The 14,547-nt window shown below is 67.9% G+C and carries 12 protein-coding genes; 2 read left to right on the top strand and 10 right to left on the bottom strand.

Annotation, left to right across the window (positions count from 1 at the left end; all coding sequences use genetic code 11):
- Positions 1-5: 5 nt before the first annotated feature.
- The 5 genes from AC6CIE_RS10040 to kdpF are packed head-to-tail and all read right to left on the bottom strand — an operon-like array spanning position 6 to position 7,700.
- Positions 6-2,867, bottom strand: a complete 2,862-nt coding sequence (locus AC6CIE_RS10040; RefSeq protein WP_498092177.1) for a DUF4118 domain-containing protein — start codon at positions 2,865-2,867, stop codon at positions 6-8.
- A gap of 51 nt (positions 2,868-2,918) precedes the next feature.
- The gene (kdpC, locus tag AC6CIE_RS10045) at positions 2,919-3,527 is read right to left on the bottom strand and encodes a potassium-transporting ATPase subunit KdpC (RefSeq protein WP_218344893.1); all 609 of its coding nucleotides are present in this window, start codon (positions 3,525-3,527) and stop codon (positions 2,919-2,921) included.
- A gap of 40 nt (positions 3,528-3,567) precedes the next feature.
- Complete coding sequence (gene kdpB, locus AC6CIE_RS10050) at positions 3,568-5,811, bottom strand: potassium-transporting ATPase subunit KdpB (protein ID WP_498092178.1); 2,244 nt, start codon at positions 5,809-5,811, stop codon at positions 3,568-3,570.
- 21 nt (positions 5,812-5,832) lie between these two features.
- Complete coding sequence (kdpA, locus tag AC6CIE_RS10055) at positions 5,833-7,611, bottom strand: potassium-transporting ATPase subunit KdpA (protein ID WP_498092179.1); 1,779 nt, start codon at positions 7,609-7,611, stop codon at positions 5,833-5,835.
- The gene (kdpF, locus tag AC6CIE_RS10060; protein WP_056321339.1) at positions 7,611-7,700 is read right to left on the bottom strand and encodes a K(+)-transporting ATPase subunit F; all 90 of its coding nucleotides are present in this window, start codon (positions 7,698-7,700) and stop codon (positions 7,611-7,613) included. The genes kdpA and kdpF overlap by 1 nt, the downstream gene beginning before the upstream one ends.
- 738 nt (positions 7,701-8,438) lie before the next feature.
- Between kdpF and AC6CIE_RS10065 the strand changes: the two genes are divergently transcribed.
- Positions 8,439-8,717, top strand: a complete 279-nt coding sequence (locus AC6CIE_RS10065; protein WP_175123140.1) for a DUF4212 domain-containing protein — start codon at positions 8,439-8,441, stop codon at positions 8,715-8,717.
- A complete protein-coding gene (locus tag AC6CIE_RS10070) occupies positions 8,717-10,807 on the top strand; it encodes a sodium:solute symporter family protein (protein WP_239216219.1) in 2,091 nt (696 codons plus the stop codon). Before AC6CIE_RS10065 ends, AC6CIE_RS10070 begins: the two co-directional genes overlap by 1 nt.
- On the opposite strand, the gene AC6CIE_RS10075 is transcribed toward AC6CIE_RS10070, so the two are convergent.
- Genes AC6CIE_RS10075 through trxB form a run of 5 tightly spaced genes read right to left on the bottom strand, consistent with a single transcriptional unit; the run spans position 10,804 to position 14,532 of the window.
- Positions 10,804-11,934 (bottom strand): hypothetical protein, encoded by a 1,131-nt coding sequence (locus AC6CIE_RS10075; RefSeq protein ID WP_498092180.1) that lies wholly within the window; start codon positions 11,932-11,934, stop codon positions 10,804-10,806. The genes AC6CIE_RS10070 and AC6CIE_RS10075 overlap by 4 nt on opposite strands.
- Positions 11,921-12,589 (bottom strand): hypothetical protein, encoded by a 669-nt coding sequence (locus AC6CIE_RS10080; protein WP_498092181.1) that lies wholly within the window; start codon positions 12,587-12,589, stop codon positions 11,921-11,923. The genes AC6CIE_RS10075 and AC6CIE_RS10080 overlap by 14 nt, the downstream gene beginning before the upstream one ends.
- Positions 12,586-12,915 (bottom strand): DMT family transporter, encoded by a 330-nt coding sequence (locus tag AC6CIE_RS10085; protein ID WP_056568656.1) that lies wholly within the window; start codon positions 12,913-12,915, stop codon positions 12,586-12,588. Before AC6CIE_RS10085 ends, AC6CIE_RS10080 begins: the two co-directional genes overlap by 4 nt.
- Positions 12,912-13,586, bottom strand: coding sequence for a Smr/MutS family protein (locus AC6CIE_RS10090; protein ID WP_218344888.1), 675 nt, complete (start codon positions 13,584-13,586; stop codon positions 12,912-12,914). Before AC6CIE_RS10090 ends, AC6CIE_RS10085 begins: the two co-directional genes overlap by 4 nt.
- Positions 13,573-14,532: a thioredoxin-disulfide reductase gene (gene trxB / locus AC6CIE_RS10095; RefSeq protein WP_218344887.1), complete on the bottom strand. Its 960-nt coding sequence runs from the start codon at positions 14,530-14,532 to the stop codon at positions 13,573-13,575. The genes AC6CIE_RS10090 and trxB overlap by 14 nt, the downstream gene beginning before the upstream one ends.
- Positions 14,533-14,547: the final 15 nt, after the last annotated feature.

The raw sequence follows: 14,547 nt of genomic DNA on the forward strand, positions 1-14,547 counted from the left end.
CGGACTCAGGCGGTTTCGGGTTGGATTGAGGGCGGGGCGCCCAGCGGCAGGCTGAAGACGAACTGCGCGCCGCTGGCCTGGCCCGGCGCGTGTTCGACCCAGATGCGGCCGTGATGGGCGGCGACGATGGCTTCGCACACGGCCAGGCCCAGGCCGACGCCGGGCGTGGCGGACTCGCGTTCGCCCCGCGTGAATTTTTCGAAGATGCGGCGCTCGGCGCCCGGCGCGACGCCCGGACCGTTGTCGGTGATGGCCACGCGCATTTCGGCATGGTGCGGCACAGACATTTGCGTTTCAGCCGTGTGCACTTCGGCCTCGTGCATCCCGGCCTCGCATACCCCGTCTTCATGCACGTAGGCATGGATGCGCAACGTGCTGCCGGCCGGCGTGTACTTGGCCGCATTCTCCAGCAGGTTGCACAGCACGCGTTCGATCAGCACGCCGTCGCACTCCACCAGCGGCAGCGCCGACAGGGGCGAAACGTCGACCTTGCGGCCCGCCAGCGGTTCGCGCATGGCCGCCAGCGCGGCGCCGACCAGCTCCTCGATGGATTGCCACTCCATACGCAGCGGCGCGTCGCGGCTTTGCAGCCGCGCCATGTCCAGCAGGTTGACGACCAGTGCGTGCATGCGCTGCGCCTGATCGCGCATGGCGCGCACGGTGTCCTGCACGCCGTCGGGCAGCGCGTGCTGCTGGCGCATCAGCGTATCGGTCATGCCGACCAGGCTGGTCAGCGGCGTGCGCAGGTCGTGCGACACCGCTGCAAGCAGCGAGTTGCGCAGCTTTTCGGATTCCATGCTGACCACGGCCTGCTGCGCGACTTCCACGTAATGCAGGCGTTCCAGCGCAATGGCGATGAGCGTGGCGTAGGCCTCGACCTGGCGGCGCGTGTCGGGATTTGCGTAGAGGCTGCGGCGGGGGGCATCCAGCACCAGCACGCCGCGCGTGCGCATGGGCGCCTTGAGCGGCAGGTACAGCAACGCGCTGTTCGACAGGGTGGCGGTGCCCGCGCCTGCAGGCTGGCCGTGGTCGTACACCCACTGCGCCAGCGCCGATTCCGGAGCGGTCGTGTCGCCGCTTCCGGGCGAGGCGAGTTTCAAGCGGTCGTCCAGGCCCAGGATGTAGAGCGAGCAGCGCGCGCCGAACGTGGCATGCACGAACGAGCCGGCGAGCGCGACGATCTGCTCGGGCAGCAGGGCGGACGACAGTTCGCGCGCGAATTCGTAGAGGCTGCGCGCATCGGCCTCGCGCTTGACCGAGGCCTGCGCCTGCAGCCGCAGGCCGGCGGTAAGTTGGCCGATCAGCAGCCCCACGCCCAGCAGCACGCCGAAGGTCAGCAGATACTGCACGTCAGACACGGCGAACGACGACAGCGGCTGCACGAAGAAAAAGTCGAACAGTCCCACGCTGACGACGGACGCCAGCGCGGCGGGCCCGCGCCCGTGGCGCAGCGCCACTGCGGCCACCGCCAGCAGAAAGAGCATGACGATGTTGGTCTGGTGCAGCGTCGGGAACGCAAGCGCCGACAGCGCCGTGGCCACCGCGCAATAGCACAGCGCCCACGCATAGCCTGCAAGCGGCCGCGCCCCGCGTTCGTCATCGGACGGGCGGGCGCGGCGTCCCAGCGTGAACGGGTCGCGTCCGGGCGGCGCCTGCGCGGGCAGGGGTGGCGCGCCCAGCCGGATGATGTCGATCTCCGGGCAGCCGGCGGCCAGCATGTCGGCAAAGCTGTGGCGCCGCCACAGCCATCCAGGCGACATGACGGCGGTAAGCAGCGCGGTCAGCGACAGTCGCAACCGCTGCCAGCCGCCCGCGCGGGGCCGGCCCACGATCGCCTTGGTGATGTTGTGGCGGCGGACGTAGCGGACGACGGCATCGACCATGTCGCCACCCGCCAGCGTCTCGGTGCGCGCGCCCAGCGCGTCGGCGAGCGCCAGGCTGTGCTGCAGCCGCTCGACGTCGGCCGCCGCGGGCGGCGCGGCGCGCGGCGTGTCGATGGTGACGACGTGCAGATCGCAATCGAGTTGCTGGCTCATGCGATGGGCGCTGCGGATCACGTAGTCGGCGTCGGTATCGGACCCGACGCAGGCGACGATGGCTTCGCGCGTGCGCCACACCGAATCTATGGCGCGGTCGCGGCGATAGGCCTGCACGTCGTCGTCCACGTGCTCGGCGGTGCGGCGCAGCGCCAGTTCGCGCAGGGCGATCAGATTGCCCTTGCGAAAGAAATTGCGGGCCGCGTGGCGCGCCTGTTCGGGCAGGTAGACCTTGCCTTCCTTCAGACGGCGCAGCAGTTCGTCGGCCGACAGGTCGACCAGCATGACCTCGTCGGCCGCGTCGAACACGTCGTCGGGCACCGTTTCCCAGACGCGCACGCCGGTGATGCTGCCGACGGCCTCGTTCAGGCTGTCCAGATGCTGCACGTTCAGTGTCGTCCAGACGTCGATGCCGGCCGCCAGCAGTTCCTGGATGTCCTGCCAGCGTTTGGCGTGACGCGAACCCGGGGCGTTGGAATGGGCCAGCTCGTCGACCAGCACGAGCGCGGGGCGGCGCAGCAGGGCGCCGTCCAGGTCGAACTCTTTGAGGGTGTGGCCGCGGTAGGCCACGTCCTTGAGCGGCAGGACCGGCAGGCCGTCGAGCAGCGTCGCGGTCTCGCGGCGGCCGTGGGTTTCGACGATGCCGGCGAGCACGTCCGTGCCCTGCGCCGCCTGCGCGCGCGCCGCGGCCAGCATGGCGTAGGTCTTGCCCACGCCGGCCGACGACCCGAAGTACACGCGCAGCTTGCCGCGCACCGCCTGGCGCTCGGCGGCGTCCAGGGTCTTCAATAGCGCGTCCGGATCGGGACGCTCGCCAGCGATGTCAGCCATGAACGCGCAAGGGAGGGGAGGAAACGGCTGGCAATACTATACGCCGCCGCATCAGCGCGCCACGCGCAGCTTGTCCAGCGCCAGGTTCAGCGTCAGCACGTTGACCGCGGGGTCGCCCAGCACGCCCAGCGACGGGGCGGCGGTGTGCGCCCGGATCAGCGCATCGACCTCGCCACGCGGCAGGTTGCGGGCGCGCGCCACGCGGTCGGCCTGGTACGCCGCGGCCGCCGGACTGATGTGCGGATCCAGCCCGCTGCCCGATGCGGTGATCAGGTCGACCGGAACGGGCGCGGCATTGTCCGGGTCTGCCGCTTTCAGGGCCGCGATGCGCGCTTCGATGGCCTCGGCCAGCGCGGGGTTGCGCGGGCCGAGATTCGAGCCGCCGGAAGCCGCCGCGTTGTACGGCATGGGCGTGGTGGCCGAGGGGCGGCCCCAGAAGTATTGCGGCGAGGTGAACGATTGGCCGATCCATTCCGAACCGATCACCTTGCCGTCCTGCTCGATCAGCGAACCGGCGGCCTGGTGGGGAAACACGGCGGACGCGATGCCGGTGGTCAGGAAGGGATACGCCAGGCCGGTGATGAGCGACAGCGCGGCGAAGAGGGTCAGCGCGGGGCGCAGGATGCCGCCTTGGCGCGGCGTGGAGGTTGCTGAGTTCATGAGGATTTCCTTTGCGTAGGGGCTTGATCGCGGGCGGGCATCACACCCAGCCCAGCGCGGCCAGCACCATGTCGACCAGCTTGATGCCGGCAAACGGCACCAGGAGGCCGCCCAGGCCGTAGATGAGCAGGTTGCGGCGCAGCAGCACCGAGGCGCCCAGCGGGCGGTACCGCACGCCCTTCAGGGCCAGCGGGATCAGCACCACGATGATCAACGCGTTGAAGATCACGGCCGACAGGATGGCCGAGGACGGCGTGGCCAGCCCCATGATGTTCAGCACGTCCAGCTGCGGATACACCGTGGCGAAGGCGGCGGGGATGATGGCGAAGTATTTGGCGACGTCGTTGGCCACGCTGAACGTAGTCAGCGCGCCGCGGGTCATCAGCATCTGCTTGCCGATCTCGACGATCTCGATGAGCTTGGTCGGGTTGGAATCCAGGTCCACCATGTTGCCGGCTTCCTTGGCGGCCTGCGTGCCGGAGTTCATCGCCACCGCCACGTCGGCCTGCGCCAGCGCGGGTGCGTCGTTGGTGCCGTCGCCGGTCATTGCGACCAGACGGCCTTCCGACTGGTAGTTGCGGATGAGCTTGAGCTTGGCCTCGGGCGTGGCTTCGGCCAGGAAGTCATCGACGCCCGCTTCGGCCGCGATGGAGGCGGCGGTCAGCTTGTTGTCGCCGGTGATCATCACCGTCTTGATGCCCATGCGGCGCAGCTCGGCAAAGCGCGACTGGATGCCGGGCTTGACGATGTCCTTGAGCTCGACGACGCCCAGCGCGCGGTTGCCGTCGCTGACCATCAGCGGCGTGCTGCCGCGGCGCGCAACGTCTTCGGCCAGACGCAGGGCCTCGGGCGGCACGGTGGCGCCCTGCGCGACCAGCCAGGCCTGGATCGCGTCGACCGCGCCCTTGCGGATCTTGCGTTCGCCCAGGTCGACGCCGCTCATGCGGGACTGCGCGGTGAACGGCACGAACTCAACGCCGGTCATGCGCGGGGCCGGCGCATGGATGGCCTTGTCCGCCAACGCCACGATGCTGCGGCCTTCCGGCGTCTCGTCGGCCAACGACGCAAGGCGCGCGGCGTCCGCCAGTTCGCGCGCGGACACGCCGGGCGCGGGCAGGAAGGTGGAGGCCTGGCGGTTGCCGAAGGTGATGGTGCCGGTCTTGTCGAGCAGCAGCACGTCGACGTCGCCGGCCGCTTCGACGGCGCGGCCCGAGGTGGCGATCACGTTGGCGCTCATCATGCGGCTCATGCCGGCCACGCCGATGGCGGACAGGAGGCCGCCGATGGTGGTGGGGATCAGACAGACCAGCAGCGCGACCAGCACGGTCACCGTGACCGCCGCGCCGCCGCCTGCGGCCGAGACGGCATACAGCGAGAAGGGCATCAGCGTGACGACGACGAGCAGGAAGACCACGGTCAGGCCCACCAGCAGAATGGTAAGCGCCAGCTCGTTGGGCGTCTTCTGGCGCTTGGCGCCTTCGACCATCGAGATCATGCGGTCCAGAAAGCTCTCGCCGGGGTCGGCGGCGATGCGCACGAAGATCCAGTCCGACAGCACGCGCGTGCCGCCGGTGACGGACGAGAAATCGCCGCCCGACTCGCGAATGACGGGCGCGGATTCGCCGGTGATGGCGCTTTCGTCGACCGAGGCCACGCCGGCGATGACCTGGCCGTCGCCGGGCACCGTGTCGCCGGCTTCGACCAGGACGACGTCGCCGCGGCGCAGCAGGCCTGAAGGCTGGCTGACCGCCTGGCCGCGCCATTGCGCGGGGTCGGCATCTGCCGCATCGGCGTCGCGAAAGCCCTTGAGCAGGCGCGCGTCGATGGTGGTGCGCAGGCCGCGCAGCGTGGCCGCCTGCTGCTTGCCGCGGCCTTCGGCCAGCGCCTCGGCAAAGTTGGCGAACAGCACGGTGAACCATAGCCACACGGTGATACCCAGGATGAATCCCGGCGGCGCTTCGGCCTGCCCGCGCAGGGCCATGATCCACAGCACGGTGGTGAGCAGGCTGCCCACGTAGACCACGAACATCACGGGGTTTTTGAGCTGCGCAGCGGGCGACAGCTTGCGCAGGCTGTCGACGATGGCGGGGCCGACCAGCGCGCGGGACCACATGCCGAAGGCGGCCGCCGCCTCGGGGCCGGCTGCGACGGGGCGGGCCGCGTCAGGCCGGGCCGCGCCAGGCCGGGCCGCGTCAGGCTGAGCCGTGACAGGCTGCGCGCCCGCAGCGGGCACCCGGGCCACGCTGCCGCCCGAGCTGGTTGTTTCCATTTCAATCTTGGCCATGTTCTTTCCTAGCCTGTTGCATCAGGGTTGCAGGTGTTCCGCGACCGGGCCGAGGGCCAGTGCGGGCACGTAGGTGAGGGCGCCGACCAGCAGCACCGCGCCGATCAGCAGCGTCACGAAGAGCGGGCCGGTGGTCGGCATGCTGCCGGGGCCGGCGGGCAGCCGGCGCTTGGCGGCCAGCGAACCGGCCATCGCCAGCACGGCAACGATCACGGCGAACCGGCCAAACCACATCGCGATGCCCAGCAGCACGTTGTAGAAGGGCGTGTTGGCCGACAGCCCGGCGAAGGCGCTGCCGTTGTTGTTGGCGGCCGACGAAAGCGCGTAGAGGATTTCCGAGAAGCCGTGGATGCCCGGATTGAGCACGCCGGCCTGGCCCGCCGTCACGGACACGGCCAGCGCCGTGCCGCCCAGCACGAGCAGCGGCGTGGCCAGGATGACGATGGAAACCATCTTCATGTCGAAGGCCTCGATCTTCTTGCCCAAATACTCGGGTGTGCGCCCGATCATCAGCCCGGCGATGAAGACGCCCAGGATCGCAAAGGCCAGCATGCCGTACAGCCCCGAACCCACGCCGCCGTACACGACTTCGCCCAACTGCATCAGCAGCATGGGCGACAGGCCGCCCATCGCCGACAGCGAGTCGTGCATGCCGTTCACCGCGCCGCAGGAGGCAGCGGTGGTGACCGTCGCAAACAGCGAGGTGGCGGCGATGCCGAAGCGCGTCTCCTTGCCTTCCATGTTGCCGCCGGGCGTCACGGCCCCGGCCTGGACGGCCATCGGATTGGGCTGCTGCTCGAAGTACGCGGTGGATAGCGCGAAGACGGCAAACAGCGCCGTCATCGCCGCCAGGATCGCGATGCCCTGGCGCCGGCTGCCCACCATCTCGCCGAAGGTGAAGCACAGGGCGGCGGGGATGGCCAGGATCGCCAGCATCTGCAGGAAGTTCGACAGGGGCGTGGCGTTTTCAAAAGGGTGCGCCGAGTTGGCGTTGAAAAAGCCGCCGCCGTTGGTGCCCAGCAGCTTGATCGCTTCCTGCGACGCAACCGGCCCCATGGCAATCGTCTGTGTGCGCGTCGTGACCGGGTCGGTGACCGCCGCGCCGGCTGCGTCCAGTACGGGCTGGCCCTGCGCGTCCAGGCGCGGTGCGTCGTAGCGCACCGCTTCGACCGTCTGCACTTCCTGGTAGGCGCTGAAGTTCTGAATCACGCCCTGGCTGACCAGCGCCACCGCCAGGACCAGCGACAAGGGCAGCAGCACATACAGCGTGCAGCGGACCATGTCGGCCCAGAAGTTGCCCACCGTGGCCGAACAGTGCCGCGCCAGTCCGCGGATCAGCGCGAACAGCACGGCAATGCCGGTCGCGGCGGACACGAAGTTCTGCACCGTCAGCGCCAGCATCTGCGTCAGGTAGCTCATCGTGGATTCGCCGGCATAGCCCTGCCAGTTGGTGTTGGCGACGAAGCTGATGGCGGTGTTCAGCGCGGAATCGGGCGACACGGCGCCCAGGCCCGCGGGGTTCAGCGGCAGCAGCCCCTGCACGCGCTGCAGCGCGTAGACGGCGGCAATGCCAACCAGGTTGAAGACCAGCACGGCGGCGGCATAACGCTTCCAGCCCATTTCCGCCTGCGGGTCGATGCCCGCCAGCCGGTAGATGCCGCGCTCGATCGGCCGGCCCCAGGCGGTCAGCCGGGATCGGCCGTCCTCCATGGCGATGCGGATGTAGCGGCCCAGGATGGGCGCGATCGCAAGAAGGACTGCCAGGTACAGGACCAGCAGTCCGACGAATTTGGGGGTCATCAGAATTTCTCCGGTTTGAACAGCGCGACCAGCAGGTACACGAACAGGAATGCGGCCGTCAGGCCGCTCAGCCAGTAGAGCCAGCTCATGGCTGGTCTCCGGCGGACAATGCGTCGCAGAACCGGACAAGGGCCCAGGTCAGCCCGGCCATCACGGTGAAGATGGCGATATAAATGAGATCCACGTTTTTTCTCCCCGGGAGGCTTGCTCCCTTCGAACAGGCCTGCGCGGCAGAAAGCGGATGCGCGCCGGGCAGGCGAGGTGACCCTTCAGGACACCGGCAGGTTACGGAGCGGGGGGTAAAAACGGGGTATAGCTTGGCGAGCGGGGTGTAAACGGCGCGTAAAGATGATCTGGAATGCTGTGGGTTCCATGCCCGGAATCGGGCGCTTCGCGATGCACGGACTTGGACGGCCGGCGCCATCGGCCATGATCACTAACTGAGCACTGCTCAAGAATTAGGCGGTACGATGGGCCGATTTGCCGGAAAAATCCCAATATTTAGTACGGCGACCCCAAAATGCACTCATATGGTGCATGGAATATGTAAATGAATGCTCCGTCTTAGGGCATTCCCCTAGTGTGGCATTCCCGCATCTGGTGCAGAATCTCTTCCCATGCAGGTGAGGAGACAAAGCCCTGCATGGGCAAATACCGGCGGCACCGGTACATAAAAAAAGTAAAGCAGTACTCAAAAAAAGCAAACGCACAACGGCTGGCACCAGGAAGTGCCAGCCGTTGTCGCATAAAAAGCCGGCAAATCAAGCTTCAGGGCTTTTCAAGCGCTGCGTTTGGCGATATTCAGATGGGATCTGCTTATCCACGCTATGCCGCAAACGCGCCTTACTCCGTCCCGGACATCCATCACGCCCTACTGGCGCCGCAATCTGCGGCTGATCGTGCTGCTGCTCGCCGTCTGGGCGGCGCTGACCTTCATCCCCTCGTACTTCGCACGCAGCCTCTCCTTCGACTTCATCGGTTGGCCCTTCGCCTTCTGGATGGCCGCCTATGGCGCTCCGCTGGCCTACCTGATCATCATCGCCGTCTACGCCCGGGTCATGAATCGCGCCGATGAGCGCGCCGACGAAACCGGGGAGCCGCGCTGATGCCGTTTTTCACCGGAGACACTCCGCAGGAGTTCCGCATCCGGCTGCGGCGCATCTATGTGCTGTACACGGCCGGCTTCGCGCTGATGATCCTGCTGATGGCGCTGGCCGAGATCCTGGGCATGCCGCGCAACTGGATCGGCTATGTGTTCCTGCTGGTCACCGTCAGCCTGTACGCCGGCATCGGCATCGTCTGCCGCACGTCCGACCAGGTCGAATACTACGTCGCGGGCCGGCGCGTGCCGGCCATCTACAACGGCATGGCGACGGCGGCCGACTGGATGTCGGTGGCATCCTTCATCGGCGTGGCGGGCACGCTGTACCTGACCGGCTACGGCGGGCTGGCCTACATCATGGGCTGGACGGGCGGCTACGTGCTGGTAGCGATGCTGCTGGCGCCGTATCTGCGGCGCTTCGGCCAATACACCATTCCCGATTTCATGGGCGCGCGCTACGGCGGCAACCTGCCTCGGTTGGCCGGGGTCTTCTGCGCCATTCTGTGCTCGTTCACGTATCTGGTGGCCCAGATCTACGGCGTGGGCATCATCACCACGCGGATGACCGGCATCTCGTTCGAACTGGGCATCTTCGTGGCGCTAGGCGGCATGCTGGTGTGTTCGTTCCTGGGGGGCATGCGCGCGGTCACGTGGACGCAGGTCGGGCAGTACATCATCCTGGTGATCGCGTATCTCGTGCCGGTGATCTGGCTGTCGGTCAAGCACACCAACATGCCGTTGCCGCAACTGTCGGGTGGGGCCGTGCTGCAGCAGGTGACCGAAAAAGAGGTCTACCTGCAGAACGATCCTTCGGAGATCGAGGTGCGCAGGATCTGGCAGCAGCGCGCCGACGAAATGGCGCGCCGTCTGCAGGCGCTGCCCGAGTCGTGGACGCTGGAAAAGGACAAGCTGCGCAGCCGGCTGGCCCAGTTGAACGCGGGCGATGCGCCCATGGTCGAGATCCGGTCGGCCGAGCGCGAACTGGCCGCCTATCCGCCGACCGTCGAGGATGCGCGCGCCACGTGGTCGCAGGCCAAGGCGACCTTCGAGGCCAGGGCCGCGCCGCCCACGCCACATGCCGAGCCGTTCCCTGCGAAGGACGCCGAGGAACGCAGCAACATGCGCATCAACTTCCTGGCGATGGTGCTGTGCCTGATGCTGGGCACCGCGGGCATGCCGCACATCCTGATGCGCTCCTACACGACGCCGTCCGTCATCGAGGCGCGCAAATCGGTGTGCTGGTCGCTGCTGTTCATCCTGCTGTTGTATTTCATGGCGCCCGCGCTGGCGCTGCTGGTCAAGTTCGAGATCTATACGCAGGTCGTTGGATCGAACTTCCTCAGCCTGCCCAACTGGGTGCATGCCTGGAGCGCGGTCGACACCAACCTGCTCGACGTCAGCGACATCAATCGCGACGGCGTCGTGCAGCTCAGCGAAATCAGCATGGGGGCGGACGTGGTGGTGCTGGCCATGCCAGAGATCGGCGGGCTGCCTTACGTGATTTCGGGGCTGGTTGCTGCGGGCGGGCTGGCGGCGGCGTTGTCCACGGCCGACGGTCTCCTGCTGACGCTGTCCAATTCGCTGTCGCACGACATGTGGTACCGGGTCGTGTCGCCGCGGATGTCGGCGGCGCGCCGGGTGATGGTGTCCAAGATCCTGCTGCTGGTGGTGGCGTTTGGCGCGGCGTGGGTCGCGGCGCGCAAGCCGGCGGACATCCTGTTCATGGTGTCGGCCGCGTTTTCGTTTGCGGCCTCGTCGTTCTTTCCGGCGCTGGTCATGGGCGTGTTCTGGCGGCGCGCGAACAAATGGGGCGCCACGCTGGGCATGGCGGCCGGGCTGGCCGTGACGTTCGCCTATATGACGCATACGCATCCGTGGCTGCGGGAGTCGGTGCTCGGCATCGCCCGCACGCAACCGGTGGATCTGTGGTGGGGCATCCAGCCTATCGCGGCGGGTGTGTTCGGTGCGCCCGTGGCGTTTCTGACGATCGTGGTGGTGTCGCTGCTGACGCCGCCGCCTGACCGGGCCACGTTAGCGCTGGTGGATTACCTGCGCAATCCGGACGTGCGTCACCCGCAGCCGGACAACACCTAGGGGGCGGGGCAGGCGGCCGGACTGCGGTCTTGGGTATCGGCGCAGGCTGCCCAGGCGGCGCCGGGCATCGCCTGCAACAGCGTCAGGACCTGACCCGGCGCCCATAGCCATTGCACACCGCCGGGCGCGCGGCCCGCTGCCTTCCAGATACGTTGGCGGGCGTCGGCGCTAAGGTCGAAGCGCCCATTGGCGCCGCTGTTGCCGCTGGCCAGCACGGACGAAGGATCGCGCTTGGCGTCGTAGACATCGGCGTCGCCACGCGGCTGCACGATGGCCCAGTCGTAGTGGTAGGAGTCCAGCGCCGGCGGCTGCCAGTTGGGGCTGGGCAAGACGAGGATCGGGTGTTCGCCCTGCACTGCGCGATACGGCAGTGCCGCCTGCGCGCCCAGGCCGTCTTCAGTGTCGCGGACCGGCCGCAGGTAGCGCTGGGCGGCTCCGCCTTTTGCGTCATGCACGATGACCTCGTTCGCCTCGCCGGTTTCGGGCGCGTGGCGGATGGTCCGTAACAGGCGGCCTGCGGCGTCATGCACGTAGCGCACTTGCGGGCGCGTGGCGCCGTCGCAGGCGCCGTCGGCCAGTTCCGCCAGCCAGCCGTTGGCGTCGTAACGCAGGCAATGCCGCACCGGGCGATTCTGCCGGTCGTCCCAGGCACGGGAGCGGAGGTCATAGCCGGTCAGCCTGCCGGCCGCGTCGTACCGAAAGCGGGTTTCGTTGTCTGGCGGCGGCAGGGCGGGGCCGGGCTGGGCGCGCGCCTCATCCACCGTGTGCGGGCTGTATTGGGCAATGCCGCAAAGATGCTGGCGGCCGTCTACGCCGCGTTCGACGCGCAGCACGGTGACGCCGATGCGCGCGCCGGGTTCGGCTGCATAGACGGACCAGTCCACGCGTTCGGCCCAGAGGATCGGCGTGGCGCGCGGACCGTCTGGCACCTGGACAGGGGGCAGCCAGCTCCGGACGCGGGAACCGTCTTTGCCCAGCAACGTGTTGGTGTCGTCGAGCCGGACGTCGGCGACGACGGTCAGCTTGTCGCCCGAAGCCAGCGGCTGGCACAGGGCCAGCGCAAGCCCCGGCGCCGCGGAAAGCGCGGCAAGGGCAAGCAGGCGCAGGACGAAATCAGTTCGCGGCATTGTGCAGCCATGCAACGAGGCCCCACAACTCGGCGCTGACACCGCCCAGCCTCAGCGTCCCGTCGCGCGACTCCATCAGCAGGAAGGGATAGGCCTTGCGCTCGAGCGTGCCGGCGGGCGGCAGCCGGTAGGGGGTGAAGTGGCCGGACGACAGCAGATAGGTGTTGGTCATGTCGCCAACATCCACGTGCAGGTACCAGACGATCAGATCCGTGCCCTTGAACGCGGCATCGGATTCGGGATACGTGCCGCCTTGGCCGGCGGGAATGCCGCTGGCCAGCACGCCCAGGAAGACCGAGCGCGGTCCGTATTGCGGGTGGTAGTCGCCATCGCTGTTGCGGCGGGTGAAGGCTTCGCGGATGAAGCCAGCGGCTCGCGAGCCGGGCACCACGGATTTGTCGAACATCGCATCGAGCTGCGCGTCGTTCAACGGGCCCCGCGCGGCGGCCAGCCGGTCCATGTCCTGCGTGAAGACGGTCAGCCAGGCCCGGTAGCGCTTGAGCTCGGCCGCGCGGTCAAAGTCGTGGGCGGATGCGCTGCCGGCGAATAGGCAGGCCAGGCACAGGAAGGCCGCCAGCGCGCGGCGTAACGTGCCCTCCGCCAGGAAGCCCTGGGCCAAAAAGCAGCGCGCGAGGACCGCGGCGACGGCCGTCAATGCGAGACGGATTTGGAGAAAACGTTCATCACCACCACGCCGGCGATGATGAGGCCGATGCCGATAAGCGCGGGCGTGTCCAGATGCTGCTTGAACAGCACCGCGCCCACGATGGAGATCAGCACGATGCCGACGCCGGACCAGATCGCGTAGGCAATGCCCACGGGGATCTCGCGCAGCGTCAGCGACAGGAAATAGAACGAGATCAGGTACCCGAAGACCGTGATGACGGACGGCACCAGCCGCGTGAACCCTTCGGACCCCTTGAGGGCGCTGGTGGCGAAGATCTCGGCGACGATCGCCACGCCCAGGTACAGCCATTTCATTTGCGCGGACCCTCAGACTGTCGCAGCAGCACCAGCAGGGCGCCCGCGCCGCCTTCGCGTTCGGGTGCTTCGGAAAACGCCATGACCTCGGCCTTCTGGACCAGCCACGTGCGCGCCTTGTCCTTCAGGACCGGCTCAAGGCCTTCCGAGTTGTAGCCCTTGCCGTGCACGATGCGCACGCAGCGGATGCCGTGTTCCTGGCACTCGTCCAGGAACGACAGCAAGGCATGGCGGGCCTGCTCGACGCGCAGGCCATGCAGGTCGAGTTCAGCCCCGGCGCGCCATTGGCCGCGGCGCAGGTTGCGCGCGGTGTCGGGCGCCACGTCGCCGCGCACGAAGGCGGTGCCGCCTTCGGACAGCAGATGCGTGATCTCGCCGCCGTCCGAGACGCCGGCATCGGCGCGGCTGGGCGTTTCGCCCAGCGCGTTGGCGCGGCGCAGGGCGGGCGCGGGTTCCGCGGCGGGCTTGTGCGTGACGCGTTCCGTGTGCCGGATCGGCGTGACGGACTTCATCGAACGCTTGAACGCCGCCAGATCGTCCTCGGGGGGCGATGCCGCGCGCGCCGGCGCTGCTGCCGCCCGTTGCGGGGCAAGGGCGGCGCGCTCGCGTTCTTCCTGCAGGTCCTTCTTCAGGCGTTTCAGGTCGGCCACGCCGACCTTATTGCCCCGCATTCTCCAACCACCGTTGGGCGTCCAGGGCGGCCATGCAGCCCGTGCCGGCGCTGGTGATCGCCTGGCGGTAGACGTGATCCTGCACGTCGCCGGCGGCAAACACGCCGGGCACCGAGGTCATGGTGGCCATGCCGGACAGGCCGCTCTTGGTGACGATGTAGCCGTCCTTCATCTCGAGCTGGCCCTGGAAGATTTCCGTGTTGGGCTGGTGGCCGATGGCGATGAAGGCGCCGGTGACGGCCATGTCTTCGGTCGCGCCGGTGTCCACGTGGCGAACACGCACGCCGGTCACGCCGCTGTCGTCGCCCAGCACTTCTTCCAGCGTGTGGAAGGTCTTGAGCTCCATGTTGCCGTTTTCGACCTTGCTCATCAGCTTGTCGACCAGGATGGGCTCGGCGCGGAACTTGTCGCGGCGGTGGATCAGGGTGACCTTGCGGCAGATGTTGGACAGGTACAGGGCTTCTTCGACGGCGGTGTTGCCGCCACCGACCACGACCACGTCCTGGTTGCGGTAGAAGAAACCGTCGCAGGTGGCGCAGCCGGACACGCCGCGGCCCATGAAGGACTGTTCGGACGGCAGGCCCAGGTATTTGGCCGAGGCGCCGGTCGCGATGATCAGGGCGTCGCAGGTGTAGACCTTGCCGGTGTCGCCGGTCAGGGTGAAGGGGCGCTTGGAGAGGTCGACCTTGGCGATGTGGTCGAACAGCATTTCCGTGTTGAAGCGTTCGGCATGCTTCTGGAAGCGCTGCATCAGGTCGGGGCCCTGCACGCCATCCGCGTCGGCCGGCCAATTGTCGACGTCCGTGGTGGTCATGAGCTGGCCGCCTTGGGCCAAACCTGTAACAAGAACAGGGTTAAGATTGGCGCGTGCCGCATAGACGGCCGCCGTGTAACCGGCGGGGCCGGAACCGAGTATCAAAACTTTAGCGTGCGTAGGCGTGGACATGGGCAGGTATCTTTA

Source organism: Achromobacter sp. GQ309 (assembly GCF_059759315.1).

What these genes read in the sequence shown, in the direction of transcription:
- AC6CIE_RS10070 (WP_239216219.1), top strand. Translation starts at nt 8,717, where the DNA reads ATGCCGTTTTTCACCGGAGACACTCCGCAGGAGTTCCGCATCCGGCTG.
- kdpF (WP_056321339.1), bottom strand. Translation starts at nt 7,700, where the DNA reads ATGAGCTGGCTCTACTGGCTGAGCGGCCTGACGGCCGCATTCCTGTTC.
- trxB (WP_218344887.1), bottom strand. Translation starts at nt 14,532, where the DNA reads ATGTCCACGCCTACGCACGCTAAAGTTTTGATACTCGGTTCCGGCCCC.
- AC6CIE_RS10085 (WP_056568656.1), bottom strand. Translation starts at nt 12,915, where the DNA reads ATGAAATGGCTGTACCTGGGCGTGGCGATCGTCGCCGAGATCTTCGCC.
- AC6CIE_RS10075 (WP_498092180.1), bottom strand. Translation starts at nt 11,934, where the DNA reads ATGCCGCGAACTGATTTCGTCCTGCGCCTGCTTGCCCTTGCCGCGCTT.
- kdpA (WP_498092179.1), bottom strand. Translation starts at nt 7,611, where the DNA reads ATGACCCCCAAATTCGTCGGACTGCTGGTCCTGTACCTGGCAGTCCTT.
- kdpB (WP_498092178.1), bottom strand. Translation starts at nt 5,811, where the DNA reads ATGGCCAAGATTGAAATGGAAACAACCAGCTCGGGCGGCAGCGTGGCC.
- AC6CIE_RS10065 (WP_175123140.1), top strand. Translation starts at nt 8,439, where the DNA reads ATGCCGCAAACGCGCCTTACTCCGTCCCGGACATCCATCACGCCCTAC.
- kdpC (WP_218344893.1), bottom strand. Translation starts at nt 3,527, where the DNA reads ATGAACTCAGCAACCTCCACGCCGCGCCAAGGCGGCATCCTGCGCCCC.
- AC6CIE_RS10040 (WP_498092177.1), bottom strand. Translation starts at nt 2,867, where the DNA reads ATGGCTGACATCGCTGGCGAGCGTCCCGATCCGGACGCGCTATTGAAG.
- AC6CIE_RS10090 (WP_218344888.1), bottom strand. Translation starts at nt 13,586, where the DNA reads ATGCGGGGCAATAAGGTCGGCGTGGCCGACCTGAAACGCCTGAAGAAG.